At 35.0% G+C, this 21,677-nt stretch carries 16 protein-coding genes and 1 riboswitch; of the genes, 5 read left to right on the forward strand and 11 right to left on the reverse strand.

Annotation, left to right across the window (positions count from 1 at the left end):
• The first annotated feature begins 9 nt into the window (after positions 1-9).
• A complete protein-coding gene (locus TX86_RS17095; protein ID WP_042350789.1) occupies positions 10-1,455 on the forward strand; it encodes a sigma-54-dependent transcriptional regulator in 1,446 nt (481 codons plus the stop codon).
• A gap of 129 nt (positions 1,456-1,584) precedes the next feature.
• On the opposite strand, the gene adhP is transcribed toward TX86_RS17095, so the two are convergent.
• The gene (gene adhP, locus TX86_RS17100; protein WP_042350790.1) at positions 1,585-2,595 is read right to left on the reverse strand and encodes an alcohol dehydrogenase AdhP; all 1,011 of its coding nucleotides are present in this window, start codon (positions 2,593-2,595) and stop codon (positions 1,585-1,587) included.
• Between the two features lie 320 nt (positions 2,596-2,915).
• Between adhP and TX86_RS17105 the strand changes: the two genes are divergently transcribed.
• The gene (locus tag TX86_RS17105) at positions 2,916-4,415 is read left to right on the forward strand and encodes a catalase (RefSeq protein ID WP_439096858.1); all 1,500 of its coding nucleotides are present in this window, start codon (positions 2,916-2,918) and stop codon (positions 4,413-4,415) included.
• A gap of 291 nt (positions 4,416-4,706) precedes the next feature.
• On the opposite strand, the gene TX86_RS17110 is transcribed toward TX86_RS17105, so the two are convergent.
• The 9 genes from TX86_RS17110 to TX86_RS17150 all read right to left on the reverse strand — a co-directional run bounded on the left by TX86_RS17110 (position 4,707) and on the right by TX86_RS17150 (position 15,524).
• On the reverse strand, positions 4,707-5,144 hold the full coding sequence (locus TX86_RS17110) for a universal stress protein (RefSeq protein ID WP_042350791.1): 438 nt from the start codon (positions 5,142-5,144) through the stop codon (positions 4,707-4,709).
• A 200-nt stretch (positions 5,145-5,344) separates the two neighbouring features.
• On the reverse strand, positions 5,345-6,262 hold the full coding sequence (locus TX86_RS17115; protein WP_042350793.1) for a permease prefix domain 1-containing protein: 918 nt from the start codon (positions 6,260-6,262) through the stop codon (positions 5,345-5,347).
• Between the two features lie 12 nt (positions 6,263-6,274).
• Positions 6,275-6,601, reverse strand: coding sequence for a PadR family transcriptional regulator (locus TX86_RS17120; RefSeq protein WP_042350794.1), 327 nt, complete (start codon positions 6,599-6,601; stop codon positions 6,275-6,277).
• A 144-nt stretch (positions 6,602-6,745) separates the two neighbouring features.
• On the reverse strand, positions 6,746-8,101 hold the full coding sequence (gene mgtE, locus TX86_RS17125) for a magnesium transporter (protein ID WP_042350795.1): 1,356 nt from the start codon (positions 8,099-8,101) through the stop codon (positions 6,746-6,748).
• Positions 8,102-8,564: 463 nt separating this feature from the next.
• Positions 8,565-8,729: riboswitch (M-box (ykoK) riboswitch) on the reverse strand.
• A gap of 81 nt (positions 8,730-8,810) precedes the next feature.
• The gene (locus tag TX86_RS17130; protein WP_042350797.1) at positions 8,811-9,401 is read right to left on the reverse strand and encodes an SGNH/GDSL hydrolase family protein; all 591 of its coding nucleotides are present in this window, start codon (positions 9,399-9,401) and stop codon (positions 8,811-8,813) included.
• A 114-nt stretch (positions 9,402-9,515) separates the two neighbouring features.
• Positions 9,516-10,547, reverse strand: a complete 1,032-nt coding sequence (locus TX86_RS17135; RefSeq protein ID WP_042350799.1) for an LLM class flavin-dependent oxidoreductase — start codon at positions 10,545-10,547, stop codon at positions 9,516-9,518.
• A gap of 328 nt (positions 10,548-10,875) precedes the next feature.
• Positions 10,876-12,774 (reverse strand): endonuclease MutS2, encoded by a 1,899-nt coding sequence (locus TX86_RS17140; protein ID WP_042350800.1) that lies wholly within the window; start codon positions 12,772-12,774, stop codon positions 10,876-10,878.
• 445 nt (positions 12,775-13,219) lie between these two features.
• Entirely contained in the window at positions 13,220-14,818 is a 1,599-nt protein-coding gene (locus tag TX86_RS17145) for a hypothetical protein (protein WP_042350801.1), read from the reverse strand.
• On the reverse strand, positions 14,811-15,524 hold the full coding sequence (locus TX86_RS17150) for an ABC transporter ATP-binding protein (protein ID WP_042350804.1): 714 nt from the start codon (positions 15,522-15,524) through the stop codon (positions 14,811-14,813). Before TX86_RS17150 ends, TX86_RS17145 begins: the two co-directional genes overlap by 8 nt.
• 135 nt (positions 15,525-15,659) lie before the next feature.
• Here TX86_RS17150 and TX86_RS27630 point away from each other — a divergent pair, with 135 nt between their 5' ends.
• Together TX86_RS27630 and TX86_RS17155 are read left to right on the forward strand one after the other, a co-directional pair.
• A complete protein-coding gene (locus TX86_RS27630; RefSeq protein ID WP_195892921.1) occupies positions 15,660-15,971 on the forward strand; it encodes a transposase in 312 nt (103 codons plus the stop codon).
• 196 nt (positions 15,972-16,167) lie between these two features.
• Positions 16,168-19,788, forward strand: coding sequence for a beta-N-acetylglucosaminidase domain-containing protein (locus TX86_RS17155; RefSeq protein WP_052343716.1), 3,621 nt, complete (start codon positions 16,168-16,170; stop codon positions 19,786-19,788).
• Positions 19,789-20,130: 342 nt separating this feature from the next.
• Here TX86_RS17155 and TX86_RS17160 read toward each other — a convergent pair whose 3' ends face one another.
• Positions 20,131-20,829, reverse strand: a complete 699-nt coding sequence (locus TX86_RS17160) for a hypothetical protein (protein ID WP_042350805.1) — start codon at positions 20,827-20,829, stop codon at positions 20,131-20,133.
• Between the two features lie 286 nt (positions 20,830-21,115).
• Here TX86_RS17160 and TX86_RS17165 point away from each other — a divergent pair, with 286 nt between their 5' ends.
• Positions 21,116-21,352 (forward strand): DUF3953 domain-containing protein, encoded by a 237-nt coding sequence (locus TX86_RS17165; protein WP_042350807.1) that lies wholly within the window; start codon positions 21,116-21,118, stop codon positions 21,350-21,352.
• Positions 21,353-21,677 lie beyond the last annotated feature (325 nt).

Below are 21,677 nucleotides of genomic sequence, written 5' to 3' on the forward strand. Positions count from 1 at the left end.
GGTGATGTTATGTCTCGCATTTTAATCATTGATGATGAACCAGAAGTAGGCAATTTCTTATCACATCTACTATCAAGCAAAGGGTTTCAAGTAACAATCGGCTACAGTGGCGAAGATTTTCGCCGCCTTCTTAAACAGCAACAATATAACTTAGCCTTGATTGATGTTAAATTACCTGATGCTGATGGATTAGATATTTTAAGAATATTAAAGAAAGCTATTCCCTCTTGTAAATCCATCGTAATGACTGGTTATAGTACGGTAAAAACCGCCATTGAAGCAATCAAAATTGGGGCAAACGATTATATAGAAAAACCTTTTGATGATATCGATGAATTAGAAGCACTAATTGATCATCTACTTAATTACAATCAAACACCATACCATAGTGATATTCATATCCTTGCAGAAAGCCAAGGATTCATCGTCGGGACAAGTAAACAAATGAATAATATGCTCACTTTAGCTTATAAAATTGCTCAAAAAAATATTAATGTGTTAATTGAAGGTGAAACAGGCAGTGGAAAAGAAGTACTCGCCCAATTCATTCATCATTCCAGCCCTCGTTCACAAAATCCTTTTGTCGGGTTAAACTGTGGTGCTTTATCGGAGTCTCTATTAGAAAGTGAACTGTTCGGGCATGAGAAAGGAGCCTTTACAGGAGCAGTCAAAGATCGTAAAGGGGTTTTTGAAATTGCCAATAAAGGAACCTTATTTTTAGATGAAATTGCCGAAGCTTCCGCTTCCTCTCAAGTTAAATTACTACGAGTTATCGAAACAGGGGAATATAAACGCATTGGAGATGAATCCATTCGAAGAACAAATACTCGAATCATTGCCGCTTCACATGTTAATTTGTCAGAAGCAGTGAACGATAGAAAATTTAGAGAGGATTTATTATATCGATTAGATGTTGTGAAATTATCGTTACCTCCATTACGAGAACGCACAGAAGACATTCCATTATTCTTAACATCTCTATTAAAAAAATATAATTCCTCTCTACTATTTGCAGATGAAAGTATTCAAATGCTCACTGAATACGATTGGCCGGGAAATATACGCGAGCTAGTCAACGTTGTAAAGCGAGCATTAACAATCGCAGAAGATGAAACAACAATTATTACTCCACACTACTTACCTGAGAAAATTCAAAAACACTATCAATCATCAACTAAGAAACCTCTATCAACCATTGAGAAAAAAGAAAAAACAGAACAAAATTTACCACAATATCTAGAAAAGTGGAGTAAACAAATGCTCCATTTTTGGGAAAAGGAAAATGATATAGCACTTGATGAGATACTTCAGAAAGTAAAGGAGCTTGAAATTACCATTGGAAAAGCTTTCGCTACAAAAATGATGAAAGAAACAATTGGAAATCGTAAAAAAGCAGCAGAAAATCTGCACATTAGCACGCGAAAGCTTCGTTATATAATGTCTGAAAAAAATTAAAACAAGGAGGCCTTATTAGTCCCCTTGTTTTTTATTTTCACATGTAGTTGTTTTTGCTCAACTTCTGTAAACATTCGTGATCAAGTTATAAAACGGTTTCATTACCTAGAAATCTAATAATCTATTTTTTTACATTGTAAGAACGATACGTCCGTTAATTTGTCCTTTTTCCATTTTCTCAAACACTTCATTAATGCTATCCATCGGTGCTGTTTCGATATTTGCTTTTACTTTACCTTGTGCAGCAAACTCCAATGCTTCCTGCATATCTTTACGCGTTCCTACAATGGATCCTTTCACTGTCACACCATTTAATACGGTATCAAAAATTGGAATTGGAAGCTCTGAATTTGGTAAGCCTACAACAACTAGCGTTCCATCACGCTTTACCGATTGATAAGCTTGTTCAAAAGCTATCTTTGAAACAGCTACACTAACCGCTGCTTGAGCGCCACCAACTGCTTCTTTAATTGCTTGAGCAGGGTCCACTTCTCTACTATTAAACGTTAAATCAGCACCTAATTTCTTCGCAAGTTCTAATTTATCATCTTGAATATCTACCGCAATAACGTTGAATCCCATTGCTTTTGCATATTGAAGTGCAACATGGCCTAGACCACCAATACCATATATCGCAACCCAATCACCAGGTTTTGCTTCCGATACCTTCAAGGCTTTATACGTCGTTACACCTGCGCAAAGAATTGGAGCAATTTCTACAGGGTCTACATTATCAGGAATTCTCGCTACATAAGCAGCTGGCGCTTTACAATATTCTGCATACCCCCCGTCTACAGAATAACCTCCATTTAATTGATCAAGACATAGCGTTTCTCTACCTGTAATACAGTACTCACATTCACCACAAGCAGAATATAACCAAGGAATTCCTACACGGTCGCCTACTTTAATAGATGTTACGCCTTCAGCAACTTCTTCAACAATCCCCACACCTTCATGCCCAGGAATAAGAGGTAGTTTTGGTTTAACTGGCCAGTCACCCTGTGCAGCATGTAGATCCGTATGACAAACTCCACAAGCTTCAATCTTTACTAAAATTTCGCCTGCTTCTAATGTTGGCTTTGGCACATCTTTAATTTCCAATTTGCTATTAAACTGGTTAACTACTGCTGCTTTCATAAAACCATTCCTCCCCAAAAAGTAGAATACAAATAATTACTAATGCAACTCTTATGCCAACTTGTCTATTCCCTTATTTATAAGCATCCTGCTGTTTTTCACATCCACAATGTGCCGATTTTTCGGAATATCCCAACGAAAAGGTGGATAAAAAAACGATGAATACGTATTCATAACATAAAATTCAATCCAATTTTACAGTTATAAACTTAAAAATTTAAATTTAATAAATTATTCAGAAATACCAAGCTTTTTCATCGAAACTTTTTTATATACTTATTTATGTAGTACATACATCTTTTTTAGGGAGGCTCTATAATATGGATGAAAAAAAGAATATGCAAAACAAAGAGCAGAATAAAAAATTAACAACTGCTTTTGGTGCACCTGTTAGTGACAATCAAAATACAATGACAGCGGGCCCAAGAGGTCCAGTTTTAATGCAAGATGTTTGGTTTATAGAAAAAATGGCTCATTTTGATCGTGAAGTTATTCCTGAACGTCGTATGCATGCAAAGGGCTCAGGAGCATTCGGTACGTTTACCGTAACAAATGATATTACGCAATACACAAGAGCTGCTATTTTCTCAGAAGTTGGCAAACAAACAGAGATGTTCGTACGTTTTTCTACTGTTGCTGGAGAACGTGGAGCAGCAGATGCAGAACGAGACATCCGTGGTTTTGCTATGAAGTTTTATACAGAAGAAGGGAACTGGGACCTTGTTGGTAACAATACACCAGTGTTCTTCTTTAGAGACCCTAAGCAATTCCCTGATTTGAATCATGCCGTTAAAAGAGACCCTCGCACGAATATGCGAAGCGCACAAAACAATTGGGATTTCTGGTCTTCCCTACCAGAAGCACTACACCAAGTTACAATCACCATGAGTGATCGCGGAATTCCAAAGAGCTATCGTCATATGCACGGCTTTGGAAGTCATACATATAGCTTTATTAATAAAAATAATGAACGACATTGGGTAAAATTCCATTTCGTAACACAACAAGGAATTGAAAATTTATCTGACCAACAAGCTGAGGAAATCGTAGGTAAAGATCGTGAAAGCCATCAACGTGACTTATATGAAGCGATTGAACGCGGTGACTATCCAAAATGGAAAATGTATATTCAGATTATGACAGAAGAACAAGCTAGACAAATGCCTTATAATCCATTCGATCTAACAAAAGTATGGTATAAGAGCGAATTTCCTTTAATAGAAGTAGGGGAATTTGAGTTAAATCGCAATCCAGACAATTACTTTGCAGATGTAGAACAAGCAGCATTTGCTCCAACAACAATTGTACCTGGTATTGGTTTCTCACCTGATAAAATGTTACAAGGTCGATTATTCTCTTACGGTGATACACAACGTTATCGCCTGGGTGTGAATCATTCACAAATTCCTGTTAACTCTCCAAGAGGAGCTAAGCACGTTCATTCCTTCCATCGAGATGGAGCCATGAGAGTAGACGGTAATATGGGCAGTGCTAAATCGTACGAGCCAAACAGCTACGGTGAATGGCAGGAGCAGCCTGAATATAAAGAGCCACCACTTCCAATTGTAGGAGATGGCTATGAATGGAATTTCCGTGAAGATGACGATGATTATTATACACAACCAGGAAAGCTATTTAACTTAATGACACCTGAGCAACAGCAAGTGTTATTTGATAATACAGCTCGTAATATGTCCGGAACAACTAAAGAAGTTCAACTTAGACATATCAACAACTGCTACAAAGCTGATCCAGCATATGGTGAAGGAGTAGCGAAAGCATTAGGTATTTCTTTAAGTGAAATAGAAGCAGCGAAATAAGAAAAGCGCAAGTGCCCCGCTTAGCTCCATATGTGCTGGAGCCCTCCAACCGAGATAAAGGATACACGAAGAGACGATAGGCTATTCGATGTTGACTTATCGTAGGGAGGTTGGCGAAGCACACTAGGAGCTGGGCGCTGGAGTTAGACAATAAGAAAAACCGGCACTGGTCTTCTTTGATTGATGTTTACGCATCTTGATTTAAGCCCAATCAAAAAGAGCCATGCAGCAGAAAAAAGCTACGTTGAATTATCATTTCAACGTAGCTTTTTTCAATATTATTCTTTTATTCTATGGACGTACGACAAGAACATCACAGCTAGCATGACGAACAATGTATTCAGAAACACTTCCCAATACAAATCGTTCTGCCGCATTCAAACCTTGCGCTCCACAAACAATTAAATCCGTTTCGTATTTCTTAGCAATCCTTTTTACAAGTTTGGCTTTAGGAGAACCAAAATCCATTTCTGTTTCAACTTGATGTAAACCAGCCTCTAAAGCTTCTTTTTTATGTATTTCTAAAAGCTCTTGTCCATACTTTTTGCAAGCTTCCAAAATTGATTTATGATAGCCTTCAATACCAGGTGATGTGACTGGATCCACAACATGTGCAATAATCAAACAAGCATCGTTGCGTAGTGCAATATTAACAGCCTTTTGAAAAGCAAGTTTAGCTACATCAGAGCCATCAACTGCGACAAGTATATTCTTATACTGTTCACTCATATTCATATCCTCCAATTCTCCCTCTTATATATAGAAAAATAAATTTACATTTCTTACTTTTACAATATCATATATCTTCCTTATCTAGAGAAGTACAAATTGTTATTTTTACGAAATTATCAAAATATACTTTAAAAACGTAAGGGCTGTCCAAAAAGTGATTGCAAATCGCTTTTGGGAACAGCCCTATTAAAATAAAATTAACTCACTCTTCTATTCACATAAAATGCTTCTAATAACACTTGGATACCAACTGCAAAAATAAAAACAATCCAAGAATAAGCCCATGCGTTAAATACAAGTCCTACCATCAAGAAAATACCAAATGCAAAAATCCATAACGCACCTGAAAGATTACCATGAACCATCATATGTTTTACACTTTCTTTGTCATCCGCCGAATACATATTTGTCCAAACACTTGGCTTATTACGCTCTTTCTCCGTAAGTACTAAAAAGACTAATAAACAAATAGCTGGAATGACAAATGGCAATATAGATGCAATCGCTTCAAATAACGGTCCATTATGATACTCTAAAAGCTGCTGCATCGATTCAAATTTCCCATTCAATCCGATTCTTTCTAAATAAACAATCGCACCAACAAAAACTCCAAATGTTAATAGTACTGATGCTCCTGTATAAAGCCAGGCTCTTACTGGTTTCATCGCAAATTGTTCCGCTGTTTCACGTATTAAGCTTAGGAAAACAAACGCCGGAACTGCTCCTACAGCAAAAGGAAAAAGAGTAGATACTGATATAAATAAGTTTCCACTTTGGAAGTACACAATTAAAGCTGTGATAATTCCAAACAAAATCACACCCGTAGCCAAAGCATAACCAAGCGCATACTTCTTCTCTATAGGTTTATGGTTAAACATTTGATCGATTACTTCATATTTCTTATTCGTACTGATTTGTTCCGCTACCTCACTCACGTCACCTAGCTCTTTCATTGCCTTATGAATCGCTTCTTCTTCCGACATACCATTATAAATAGACTCTTGGATGCGAGCTTGTGAATTAGCTATAATTTCTTCCTTCAACTCATTTAATTGTTGTGAATCTGGGTACTCCACAAACAATTGATTCACATACCTTTGTATTTTTTCGTTCACACTTCCCACCTCCTACAATAATTTATCAATAATATCTTTTGTAAATGCCCAATCTGTTTTGTTTCTTTCGTATAAAGTTTCACCTGCGGCCGTAATTGTATAATATTTTCTTCTGCCGCCTTGACTTTCATCCCCCCAATATGAGGATATGTTTCCGTCCTGCTCTAATCGTCTAAAACTCGAATACAATGTTGCTTCCTTCAATTCATATAAGCCTTCACTTTTTTCGAGAATCTTCTTATAAATTTCATAACCATAACTGTCTTCATTACGCAAAATACCTAACACAATTGTGTCTGTATGCCCTCTAATTAAGTCCGAGGAGATCTTACCTTTCATTTACTACACCTCCTGAAGTATAATATACGCCACATTACTTTGTCTGTCAAAGTAATGTGTAAGACATTAAACAACAAAAATATTTATCATATTTTCAAAACAACAAAAAAACGACCTCTATACTAGAAGTCGTTTCGATATCTTTTATGTTAAATAAGTTAAAAATTTAGTAGCAATACCAAAGTAAATTAAAAGCGATAGTATATCGTTTAACGTTGTAATTAGAGGACCAGAAGCAACAGCTGGATCTATTTTAAAACGATATAAAATTAAAGGTACTACCGTTCCTGCTAACGTTCCAATAATCAATGTAATAATTAATGAACTACCGACAACAAAGCCAAGAACTGGATTTCCCTGCCATACGTAAGCAATAATAGAAATTAATATTCCACATGTAACCCCAATGATTAAACCCACTTTTAATTCACGTAAGATTAACTTCAACACTGTTTTTTTATCAGCTTCACGTGTGATTAAACCTCTAACAACTACAGCTAGTGATTGCGTACCAGTATTACCTGTCATTCCTGCAATCATCGGCATAAAAAAGGCAAGTGCGACTACTTTTGATAACGTTTCTTCAAATTGACTAATGATCGTACCAGAAACTAGACCTATTAGCAGAAGCAAAACCAGCCAAGGAAGACGACGATACGCCGCAACAAATGCTTTCGTATCAAAGTCAATATCCTTACCAGATGCAGATAGTTTTTCAATATCTTCCGTCGCTTCTTGGATAACAACATCAAGAATATCATCTACTGTTACAATTCCAACAAGCACGTTATTTTCAACTACTGGAATCGAAACGAAGTCGTAACGTTCAATTAAATGAGCCACTTCCTCTTGATCCGTGTCAGCAGATACTGAAATAACCCTGCTATACATAATATCACTTATTTTTTCATGCTCACCAGCTAAGAGGATATCACGGTAGGATACTACACCAACTAAACTTTTCTTTTCATCAATAACATATAAGTAGCTGATGGTTTCTGAGAACTCAGCAAATGTTTTTAGCTTATCAACCGCTTCTCTTACTGTATAGTTTTGTGAAATCCATACGAATCGATTCGTCATTAATCGCCCTGCTGTTTCAGGAGGATAGTTCATGATATTTTGTACAATGGTTGATTCTTCTTTTTTCATTCCCCCAAGAAGTTGCTGAATTTTTTCAGGAGATAAATCTTGTAGTAAAGATGCTAAATCGTCATTGTCCATTAAATCCATAATATGACCAGATTTCTCAATACCTAGCTTAGTTAAAACTTCAAGTTGATTTTCCTTTTCGAGCTCTTGAATTAAATCCGCTATTTGATTTGGAGTCATAAAAACTAAAAATCGAGTATGATGTTTTTCAGGTAAATTTGTATAAATAAATGCGATATCATACGGTTGAAGCTCATCTAATACACGTTGAAAATCTTGTTTTTTTCCTTCTTTTAAAGACTTAATCACCTTTAGTGTGATTTGATCTGTAGATATATTTGTTGTCATAGCTAATAACCTCCACTTTAAGTGGAACGCTAAATTGTTTCTCTCTATCTATTCTTTTAGAGGTGGAGAAGCAAGATGCTTTCCGCTTATATACTGAAATATAAATGTAAAACGTATGGGTATCGGGCTTGGGTCATCTAATAACATAGTTCTCCACCTCCTAATAAGAAAAACCGTCACCGGTCCTTTTTTATAAATGATTTTACTCCTTGATTTCACTTCAATGAAAAAGGAGACACGCGAAAGGCTAGACAAGCCATTCTTGAAAACCCTCTTTTGGTTTTCAAAATGGATTGGCTTATGACCGAGCGTGGCAGGTGTAAGGTTCGACACCTCGCAAATTTGTATACTTCCTACCACACAAAAAAGACCTTTACTCAACAACGAGTAAAGGTCTTAATACCAAATTCAAAACACGCACTAATAAAACTACTGTTTTCCAGCAGTCAATAGTAGCATAAGCAAACCTCTCCCTCGTCGAGCTTTAGCACTGTATAGCATAGGTTATTAACCAGCTACGTTAAAAAAAGCCTTCATTCCGACCTTTCTTGTTGACCCATTGGCGTCTCTCGACATTTTTGGGCAGCAGCTTATCTCTATACAGGAGCCTCACCTAACAGAGTATTCATTTGTTTTTTTCATCCATTCAAAAGATAGCACCATTTTTTTAATACGTCAACATCTAAATATGTACATTTTAATAAGCTACTTAGCTAATCGTACTAGCATTCACTTGTTCAAAAATTGCATGAGCGATTTCTCTATACCCCTTTGAATTTGGATGTACCAAATCCTTTGATATAAGAGTAAGATCATTAGAAAAAGGGTGACTCCAAAAATCCATAAGAAACACTTCATAGTCTTTACAAATAGAATCAATAATTTCGTTAGCTTTAAGTACTTGCTTCTTTACCACTTGCTTTTGTTCATCTGAAATTGGTAATCTTGTCGAGAAGTCTGGTTGATTTGCTATGATAATAGCTGCACCATTCTCACTCAATGTGCTTACCATTAATCTCATCTCTTCTCTATATTCCTCAGGGTTCCATCGTCCTTTTAAAATATCATTCGCACCCGCAATGATACTTACTAAATCAGGCTGCAACGCTACCGCTTTTTCTAATTGCAGTGAACGGATTTCCTTCGCAATTAATCCTCTCTTAGCCAAGTTAGTTAACGATAAAGCCGGCTCAAATAGTTGAGAAAATTGTTCTGCCCAACTTTTTAATTCTACACCTTCTACTTCATCACCTATTCCTTCTGTAAAACTATCACCTATTGCCACGAAATTCTTCCACATAATGAACACCCCTTTTAAAAATGAACTATTATTCATTCTATATTTCGACATAAAAGAAGATGATTCCTCCAAAAGCCTACTCCATTTCAAAATCGAACAAATCAATACTTCTTTCTAAAAACAAAGTTGAAATTCATCAGCCAACAATTGATATGCTTTAAAACGTGCGGCCTTTTCCGGATAAAATTCTACCAACATGATTTCATCAACCTTTGCTACCTCAGCAAGACTTCTCAGCTTCTCTGCAACCTTCTTTACATTGCCAATGACAAATCGGCTCTTGTTATCTTCCCTGGCAGCTTTTTCAGCAGGGGAATAAACATGTTTACTTGCTTCCTCTGGCGTAGCAAATGAAAATATTCTGCTCCCTGTACTCAATCTGGTCCAATATAATTCAACTGGTCCAGCCAAATATTCCGCTTCCTCATCTGTCTCAGCCGTAATTACAATAATGGATAGAATACTTTTAGGTTTTTTCATATATATTGAAGGCTTGAAGTTCTGTTGATAGGCCTGAAGCATAGGTATAGCTAGATGAGGAGAAATATGTGCAGCAAAAGCAAATCCTAGTCCTTTGTCAGAAGCGAATCTCATCCCTCCATCACTCGACCCTAACATATATATATCCGGAATCAATGATGTGTCTGCTGTAGGAGTAATTTTACTGAACGGATGATTTGAAGGAAAACTTTGCGAAAAGAACGCAAGCATTTCGTTTAGCTGTGTAGGAAAATCATAAGAAGTTACCGCTTCTCGTGAGCGTCGCAGAGCAAAGGCTGTCATTCCATCCGTTCCAGGTGCTCTTCCAATACCGAGATCAATCCTTCCAGGATGTAAAGCTTCTAACAGTGAAAAATTCTCCACCACCTTCAACGGACTGTGATTAGGTAACATAATTCCGCCTGAACCAATGCGAATCTTCTTAGTGTGTGCAGCTACATGAGCACTCATTAAATCTGGAGAGGTACTAGCCTGATTTACCGTATTATGATGTTCTGCAAACCAATAACGGGTATACCCTAAAGAATCAGCTAATTGTGCAAGTTCTGTTGATTCCTGTAAAGTTTGCGATACAGTGTTTCCTTTCTGTATCGTAGCAATATCTAAAATCGATAATTTCAGTTTATTATTAGAGGATTTATTCATATTTCAACACTTCCTTTTGATAAGTTCATATTTATCAAGCTAACTAAATAACTGATTAGAGGAATGAAAGAAACTATCCTCCACCTGCTTCATAAGGCTTCTCGCTTCTTTTTCATAAATATTACATAATTATCTAATGATTGTAAAACTTGAACTTAATTAGCCATAAATGAAAAACATGTACGAAGTAACTTAAAATCATAAAGAGGCGCCCTGAAAGTGATTGAGAATCACTTTTCAGGACGCCTCTTTTACGTTTTAATTTTTAATATTTAAGGAGATTGAACAAAAATCCAGCGATTATAGTTTCCTTATACATATAATTTTTCTATTTTTTATTTCTAATCTCTTTCTGAACTTTTCGTAACGCCTTTTTCGAACCTCGTTCTAAATCATGCTGTAGCTTTCTCTCTTGGAAGCTCGTAAACAACGTACTTAAATCATAACCCTCAGGGTATAGTTGCGTTGCTTTAATATCAAGCTGTATTCGTTTCATGTTCACTTCAATCATTTCATTTTTGTAAAATAGCGTAACATTATTGAATTTATCTAGCGGCTTATATACAATCGCATAATCATCCTGCTCGATTAATTTCACTCGATCGCCTATTTCGTAATTGTATCGTTCTGATTGCTGAACTTCTTCTTTCATCGATTTTTTAATTTTACTTTCTTTTACAGCATCCAAATTATACTCTTTGTTTTCGATATATTGTTGAGCACGTTTCAGAACATGTTCACGAATATTCATTTTGCGAGATATCCAAAGTGCATTACTATCTCCTGATTTACCAATCAATAACTTATACATTGGCTTCAATTCTTCACTGTTAAATAGCATGGCTGCATTCATGAAGTCATCATGCATTTCGGAGTATCTTTTGATTTCTCCATAGTGAGTTGTCGCAACAGTGATACATCCCATATGATAAAACTCTTCTAAAATAGCGATAGCTAATGCAGCACCTTCATTCGGTTCAGTCCCGCTTCCGATTTCATCAAATAACAGTAAAGTATTATTATTAGAGGCACTCATAATGTCTGAAATGTTCTTCATATGAGATGAAAAGGTACTCAGTGCGTTTTCTAAGCTTTGATTATCACCAATATCAACAAATACATTGTCAAAAATCGCAATTTCAGTCCCTGCTTTCGCCATAATATGAAATCCTGACATAACAGCTAACGTTAATATACCTATCGTCTTTAATACGACCGTTTTTCCACCCGCATTTGGACCTGTAATAATTAAACTTCGATAATCCTGACCAATTTCAAAATCAAGCGGCACAATATTTCCTTCTAATAAAGGATGCTTACTGCTTACTAAACGAATATAGCCATGATTATTAATCTTTGGTTCAACCGCATCGCTGCTCTTACTATATTTTGCTTTTGCAAAAATCATGTCGTACTGACTAATGCATTCAATATTGATACGGATTGCATGAATTGCTTCATAAATCGTTCCCGTTAATGTCGCTAATATTTGATATTCCTCAACCGATTCTTCTGATTTCAAACATGCTAATTCTACATTAAGCTTTGAAACTGCGGCTGGCTCCATAAACACCGTTGAACCCTTGGAAGATGTCTCAACAATTGTTCCCGCAACATGATTTTTAAATGAAGCCTTAATAGGAATCGTAAAGCGATCATCTTTCTTGCTAATATAAAATTCTTGTATATACTCTTTATTCGCTCCGCTTTTCAAAAACTTATTCAGTCTTTCTTCAATCTTCTCTTCTGTTTTCGCAATATGACTTCGAATTCGTTTCAATTCTCTACTTGCTTCTGAATCTACTCGGCTCCCTTTAATCGCAAATAAGATATTCTCTTCAATGTCTCGAAATTCAGTCATGGAAAGTGCATATGCAAACAGTACAGGAGCAAAAAATTCTTTATCGCTCATAAACTTTTTAATTCTTCGACAACCTCTTAAAAAGTCAGAGACAGCGATTAATTCTGCTGGGGTTAATATCATTCCTTTTTCTATTTTTTCAATATGGCTCGTAATATTAGATATTCCTGTTAAAGGCAAATGTTTTTCCGCATCCAAAAGCTTTCGAGCTTCACTCGTTTCATTCAAGCGATTTCTAACTACTTTTATATTCGAACTTGGCTGTAATGTGTCTAGTAATGCTTTACCTAAGCCACTTACACAATGGCTTTTCACTTTATCTTTTAATTCATTGTATTGTAATTTATCAAAGGTCATTGTATTCATATATTCATTCCTCATTTCAAAAAATAACCCGCAAGTACCTTTCCTACTTTGCCAATTTAGAACACTAAAATGGCTAGAAAGCTCCTGCGGGCATAAACCTTGTCACAAAACAAGATCGTACATCGAATACACATGTAGAACATAACACTAATAAAAACAAAAACATGGCAGGACAAACCCCACCATGCTTTACGTTTTAACATTCTACATGTTAAACGAATATATGGAAAAGGAAGCAGTCTTATAGTAGGTATTTCATAGCGCTCAATCGCACTATGAAAAAAGGCATTATTAATAAACTGGCATTAACCAGAAATTAAAAACCTTATTCAACTAAATATTAGTTGATACCTACTACCGACATACTTCACCACACCTTTTTATATTATGTGATTAATGTAACATGAAAGATTATTTCCGTCAAACAATAATTGGAAAACATCCTTTATGATGCCTTAAATACTTGCTCTCCCTTTCTTGTCATATACACATACATCATTATGCAAAGCACTAATAGAACAATGATTACTCCAAGCATAAAGATATACAGATTTATGTTTGGCAAAACCATTAACAAAGCAAAAGGAATACCAATACTAAATAATCCTCCAAAAGTGGCAATAAGTGATGCCGCACTTTGCTTCACAACTGTCACTTCGTTCGTCCAATCAAAATTAGGGAATTTCAAGTTGATAACAATCCCCATAAAAGCAATAAATAAGGTATATACAAGCGGAACAGCAAACAATAATATGCCTTCGATAAAGCTTGTTTGTAGCACAAACAATAGCAATATATTGTTGACGAATATAACTGGTACAGTAAGCGTTAAATTCACAGCAATCTTACTCAAACAAATTGTTTGAACTGCAATGGGAGATGATTGTAAAATCCAAAGATTTTTCCCCTCAAGAGAAATCGAACTCATCGTTGTACATGACAACACAATAAAAACCGAAACAACAAAAGGGGCAAACTCATTGATATACAACGATAGCTGTGGCATTTTGATCATTTCACTTATTTGCTCTGTGCCCATAAATAAAAGAGCAATGGTTACTACTGTATAAAGTACAAGTCCAAAAGCAGTATTCAGCACATAAATAGAAGTTGAAAAATATCGCTTTAACTCTTTTCTATATAATGCTTTAAATGGTGATGATTGAATTTGCTCTGCCATCTGATAACGACCATTTTTTCGTTTCGTCATCAATTGTGTATTGATACTTTTGAATTTCGCTCCAACAATAACTACGTATAACATAAACGCACCTATTGATATGCCAATAAACAGGAGCAAGGAAAGCAGACTATACTGACAAACCGCATTCACATACATACCTGTAAGAGGATACAATGTATTAACTTGTTCCATTAAAGCTAAACTCATATTCGTAAGATCCTCTACACCACCGTTCACATTCATCATTCCGCCCATAAAAATGAGCAAAACAGCAAATGTCATCGCTAGATTAAGAAAGTTCGCATACTTAAATCGAGCAGAAATTATCATGATTACCGAGCCAATTATGGTTGCTGCAATGATTGGTAATAACGGAATAAAAAGCAACGTTACGATAAACAGCACATAGAAAAGTGGACCAGGTACCACCTTCATAGCATACACAACGCCTGCAGGAATCATTAGTAATAATGAAAACACCAAGTTCATCACATAAAGCATTAGCACTCTGCTTGCCACTACCATACTCGTTTTGATTGGTAGCGACATTACAATATCATAATCTCTAAAACCGAATAGGATGCCATTCACTTTATAGATTGTGACCATAAAGGTCATTAGGCTAGTTGCAGCCATCATAATAGCTAGCAAAAGCTCCATCTTTCCAATCTTTTCAAACATAGATGCCATTGAATAGCTGTAAAAAAACGAAATGACAAACATATAAACAATAAGCGCAATAATGCCAATAAAAATAGCCATCCATTTTCGTTTTTCCTTTGGATTCTTTGCGTGCAATGCTTTATTAAGCCCAAAAAACTGTAGTAATTGTACCTTTAGCAAATACCATACTTTATTCATTTCGAACCAACTCCAAGAACACGTCTTCAAGACTACTAGTGCCTTTCACCGTTGCAGTCTCGCCACTCATCATTAATCGTCCAGCTTTTATAATAGCGATTTTATTACATAGCTTTTCAGCCACTTCAAGAACATGTGTGGAAAAAAAGATGGAACCTCCATTTGCACAAAAATCCTTCATAATTTCCTTCAATGTATGCGCTGCTTTTGGATCTAAACCAACAAAAGGCTCATCTAGAATGAGTAGCTTCGGCTTATGAATAAGTGCCGATATAATTGCTAACTTTTGCTTCATACCATGTGAATAAGATGAAATTAAATCGCCCAGTCTGTCCATAATTTCAAATTCATTCGCATATTGACTAATCAATCTTTCACGTTGAGATTGACTAACTCCAAATAAGTCTCCAATAAAATTAATATATTGAATACCTGTCAAATGCTCATATAAATCCGGATTATCTGGGATATAAGCCATCATCTGCTTACAAGCAACGGCATTATCTTTAATAGAGAGATTATTGATTTTTATTTCACCTTCTTCAAAATCCAAAATCCCTACAATTGCTTTAATAGTAGTTGTTTTACCCGCTCCATTGTGACCAATAAAACCATATAAATCTCCGGCTTCTACCTTCAGATTTAAATCTTCTACAACTTTTTTATCACCTTTAAAACTCTTTGAAAAATGGTTTATTTCTAACATCATAGTCCCTCCTTTTTAGTAGGCTTACAGATAGTACGATTGTCATGATCATATCGTTCATTTTTTTTAAAAAATAAAAAGGATGATAACTAAAATTAGCCTTCATCCTTCTCATTTACTAACAGTATTATTAATGTGATTCCTTATAATGAACCAGATTATCCTTCACTAGTAATATCATTTAGGAATATAGATGATTTCGCTATCAGGAAAGGTCATTCCTACAATACTGAACTCCATAATCTGCGAGGAGATTCACCTCTCGATATTATTCATGGAAGGAAAACGCCTAAACCGAAGACATACTCTTCAGAGAATCCAACACTACTCAGCGTAAGACCAGTGGCAGTTGTTATAGATTTATCCAATAGGTATCACACGTTTATTTGTTCACAGTTTGGTCACAAACATGTGTGGTATAGACCATTATTTAAAAATAGTGTTTAAAAAATTATTCTGATACATTAATATAAAAATTGTGATTTGTTGAACATGTTATTCGATTGAGATTTTTACCTTACTTTTTTATTTTAGAGGTAAATTCCTCCCTTATATTGTAAGCGATTGCATAGTGGGTAAATAAGATAGAAAAACATGTAATTCATTCACGCCAAACTACTTTTAATTGAAAAGGAGAAATTACATGCATTTATCTAGAAAAAAGCCTAAAGCTTTATTAGCACTAATAATGTCTTTGGTCATGTTAGTTTCATTACTACCAACTAGCTTTATTGCACACGCAGAAGAAAGCAACAAAGAAACTAGTAAAAAAGTTAGTAATGCAGGAAAAGATAGTAAAGATTACGAAATCTATCCGATTCCTCAAAGCATTGTTTACAAAGAAGGAAACCTTAACTTAGGTTCAAATGTAAACGTTGTCTTTGAAAGTGGCTTAGATGAAGCTACAAAAAACCGTTTAATCGAAGTTTTAGCAATTAAAAATATTAATCATACAGTAGGGACAGAAATTCAAGAAGGAAAAACAAACGTAATCGTTGGGATTAACAACTCAGGCGAATTCGTTGATACATACTTCAATACAAAAGGATTAGATGATGAGGCTCATTTTGCAAAAAACGATGCTCATATCGTATCTGTTGATAACAATGTAATCGCTGTCTTAGGGAAAGATACAGATTCTGCTTTCTACGGGATTACAACGTTAAAAATGATTTTTAAACAATTAGAAGATTCTCAAGTTAGAAATCTACTAATTAAAGATTATTCAGATGGTCTATGGCGCGGATTTATCGAAGGATACTATGGTATTCCTTGGAGCAATGAAAACCGTATGAGCTTAATGGAATTTGGTGGAGACTTTAAGATGAATGCTTACGTCTTCGCACCAAAAGATGATGAGTATCACAGCATTAAATGGAGAGAACCATACCCAGCTGAAAAATTAGCCGAAATTAAAGAAATGGTTGAAGTCGGAGCTGCTTCAAAGAGCAAATTCCTTTGGACAATTCACCCATTCTTACACAATGCAATCAAATTTGATGATGAAGCAACATATCAAAAAGATTTAGCAACAATCATTACAAAGTTCGAGCAGTTATATGATGTTGGTGTACGTCAATTTGGTGTACTTACGGATGATGCTGTAGAAGGCGAAGCAAAAGACCAAGTACGATTAATGAAGGATTTAGAAAAGTGGCGCCTAGAAAAAGGCGATGTATATAGCTTCCTTTTCGTTCCTAAGGTATATACAAAAGAGTCTGCAGGTAACAACGTTAAAAACGAATACTTAAACACAATCGGACAAATGCCTGAATCTGTTGAGATTTTATGGACAGGTGACGTTATTCTTGGAAATGTAAATAAACCAACATTCGATTTCTTTAAAGAAGCAGTTGGCCGTGAACCATTCATGTGGTTAAACTGGCCAGTAAATGATATTAACAGTAAGCGTTTACTAATGGGTAAAGCTGAAATGTTAGATCCAAAGGTTTCAAACTTCCGTGGTATTGTAACAAACCCAATGCAAGAAGCTCAAGCTTCAAAAGTAGCTTTATTCGCAATCGCTGACTATGGTTGGAATAGAGCAGATTTCGATATGGACAAGAGTTGGGAAGATTCTTTCAAGTACATTGAGCCAGATGCATCAGAAGAGTTACACACATTTGCTAAGCATATGAGTGATCCAACTCCTCACTATCATGGTCTAGCTTTAGAAGAGTCTGAAGAATTAGCTCCATATATCGAAGAGTTCACAAAGAATTTATTTGCTGGAAAGTCTATTATCGAAGATAGCAAGGTCCTTCTAGCTGAATATCAAGAGATTTTAGATGCGACAAATAACTTCGCAAAAAAATCTAAAAATGAACTATTAGTAAAAGAAATTAAAGGTTGGGTTGATTCTTTAAGAGACGTAGCTGAATCAACAATTGCCTATATCAATGCAGCTGTTGCTATTGAACAAGGTAATTATAATGCTGCAATGCAGCTCTATGTTAAAGGTCAAGATGAGTATACGGCTTCAAGATCTCATAGAATTCCAGCAATCAATAATGGTCAAATCAGACCAGAACCAGGCGCAAAATATTTAGTACCATTCGTAAATGATTTAGCAAGATTAGTAGGCGAAAAGTATACGAAAGCAGTTAATCCAGATACGGATAAATTAGTACTTCGCCCTTACACAAACATGGGTCCTAAATTCTATTGGGGACATGTTCAAAATATCGTAGATGGCGGTACAGATCGTTTATCAACAATGTGGATTAGCCGTGGTTATAAAGCAGACGATTATGTTGCAGTAGAATTAAGTGAAGTAACAGACGTTAAACGTATTATTTTCGAACAAGGTGAGCCAGGTGCTGGTGATGCATTTAACTATGTTAAATTCCAATATTCTATGGACGGCAAGAACTGGAAAGACGTAGATGGAAAAGCATATGGTCCAAATACGCAAAAAATCGTTGTCGAAGACATCAATGTAAAAGCGAAACATATCAAAGTAATTCCAACAGGTGAAATCAAAGGTAACTGGGTTTCTATCCGTGAATTATCAATCAACACAGATGATGCAGAACACATTAAGAGAGATGCCTATACAAACGTTAAAGCAGTAGAAGGAAAGAACGTAGACATCTTCCCAACTAACGCAAAACTTGAAGATGTAAAAGGTATTACATTAGCTAAAGATCAATATGTTGGTATCAAGCTAAACAAAATTAAAGAATTAACAGCAATCAATGCTGATGTTACAAACAAAGATCAATTAACTTTAGAAACATCAATCAATGGTGTTGAATGGACTAAAGTTACAGATGCAACAAAAGCAACAAATGCACGTTATGTTCGTTTAATGAACAACACGAAAAATGCAATTACATTTGATGTGAAAAACTTAGAAGTTCAATACTCTGCAAATGATGTGACATTTGAGGTTACACCAGCTGCTGAAGCTAAGTTTGAAGCAACAAACTTAATCGATGGTAAATTAAATACAACATTCAAACCAGATGCAACAGTTTCAAAATCAGGTTCATTAACTTACCGTATTTCTGAGAACACAAAGATTGGCAAAATCAGCATTTCACAAAGTCCAAGCACAATCTCAGAGGCAAAAGTATCTGTACGAAACGCAGATGGCTGGAAGCAAATCGGTACATTAGACCGTAGTTTAAATACTTTCAACACAGCTTCTTTAGGCGATGTATTTGAAATTAAAGTAGAGTGGGATGGTATTTCACCAACACTACATGAAATCATGACATCCGAAGCAAAAGTAACACCAGAATTACCTTTCACAGATGTTGCAGCACAATATAAAGATGCCGTTAACTTTGTTGTATCAAAAGGTGCACAAGGTATTTCTACTACGAAGTTTGGTGTGAGCAATAACATTATTCGTCAAGATGCAGCTGTACTATTAACACAAGTACTTGGCTTAGAAGTTGACAAAACAGAAACGAAATCTGTATTCACAGACGTTCCTGCTCGTACAGCACCATATGTAAATGCACTGAAAAAAGCAGGGATTACTTCAGGTAAAACACCTACTAAATTCGGTGCAAATGATATCATCACTCGTGGTGAATTAGCAGTATGGATTCAAAAAGGCTTTGACTTAAAAGGAAAATCAGACGTGAAATTCACAGATGTAGCTTCACAATACAAGAATGCTGTTTCAGCGCTAGTAGATAACGATATTACAAAAGGTATCTCTGCTACAAAGTTTGGAACAAACAATCCTGCAAAACGTGGAGACTATGCGATTTTCTTATTCAAAGCAGATCAAGCATCTAAACAAAAATAATAGAAACGTTATTTTATAAACTAGTTCTCTAGAAAAATATTTCTTTAGTAATGATTAGTATTAAAATAACAAATATGTTTTAAAGAAGAAGCCATTTCTCCATTAATTGAGGAAATGGCTTCTTTTTAAGGTGCAAAGTTTACATCGATAATAAAGGGAATCGCCAAGTAATTCCCACCTATACTTCCATGATGATTTATCCTATATACCCCTTAAATATTTATTTCAAAAAAAAATAAATTAAGGGGTTACTATAAATCATATCCCTTAATTTATATAAAAAATTTTATTAATAAAGTACTGGATGTGAATAGAGGTGGCGATTTTTTGAAAATATTCAAGTTAATCGCCAAATAAATAATACTTATTCTCAATCTTAAAGTATTCATCATTAGTTATATTAAATTTATCACAAATAGCATCTAAAATTAATTTATTATCTTTCTTTGGGTCGTAATATTTCCCGTTAGATGTCATTATTTCAAATAATTTGCGAGCATATCTAATTATTTCTATGTCATCATATCCATTGACCTTTTCAATTATATTCGAAAAGTACGACCTACTTACTCGGTTAAATTCCGAAGAGGAAAAAATGATTTTTTGATTAAGTAATAGGTAACTATCTGTTAGGTAAATTAATTTTTTATTTAACGATTTACTATTAAATATAAATGAATTTCTGGTAGATTGGGCGTTAATAATTATATTCTTTGAGCTTAAGGTAGCCCCATTTACATTTGAGTGATTTTTCAAAATAAAACGAAGTCTTCTTGTGAAAATTTCAAATTTCATAAATTGCTCAACGGGTTTAAGTTCTAAAATATTTCTATCTACCTCTAAATCTATATAGATAGTTTGATCACTAAATCTAACGTTTGGATTATAAAATAAATTCGAAAAGTAGATATTTTCAACAACTTGAAGGGTTGATTGGTCAAGAATATTTGATTTAGTGAAGGTACTATACATCTCATAAGAATCAGAAGATATTGTAATCATTAATAATAAAGGTAGTGTTAGGATATATATTTTTCTCATTATTGCTCCTTTATATTACTTTTTTTATTAACGGAGAAGATTTTATAAAAAAAAATTGGAGGAAGTAAGTAATGAATATGGCGAATTTATTAAATGGTTAGGAAACAAAAGAGTAAAAATATCTACCAGTTCTTATATAGCAGAAGATTAGATTTGTCATCTAGACGGCTTTTCCTTATGCTGCTAGGTGGCAGGTTAGTTCCATAAGTGATTTTCAAATTCCTCCAAAAAGCAAAGTGGAAATGGTATGATTTTAATATGTACACATGTATTGTGGGAGGGGAATATGCTACTAACGTTAAGAATTGTCTTAGCAATAACTATTGTTAGTTTATCTGTTTATAGTTTGATAACTGAAAATTATGATTTTAACTCTTATATGACTTTATTATTAGGTTTTATGATGTTAGTTATGGGATTTGGTGAACTCCAAAAAGATAAAAAAGGGTTTTGGGGTTATATGTGCATGGTTGTTTCTATGTTTTCTTTTTACGTTTCAATAAAGGGGTTCTTATTGAGCTAACAGGTGCAACAGCAGAAAATCAAGAGTATCATTTGATGGTCTTTTTCTTCTGAAGCTACGGGCAGGTTAGTGATATAACAAATCTCAAACTTTTCTGTATTCCAGAATAGGTTTGAGATTTTTAAAGGATAGGTTTAGTTACTACCAAGCATTATGGGTTGGTTAATTCGTAATGAGTGTTTTTGAAAATTCTTTCGAGAAAAAGAAAAGGATGCAACTCTGTAAATTACAGAATTACATCCCCTTTCTAGGAAAAAGTTAATTATCCTTTTTGAACGTTAGTTGCTTGAGGACCGCGTTGTCCTGCTTCAACTTCAAACGTTAC

This window comes from Bacillus massiliigorillae (assembly GCF_000380245.2).
GTDB classification, from domain to species: domain Bacteria; phylum Bacillota; class Bacilli; order Bacillales; family DSM-1321; genus Bacillus_AD; species Bacillus_AD massiliigorillae.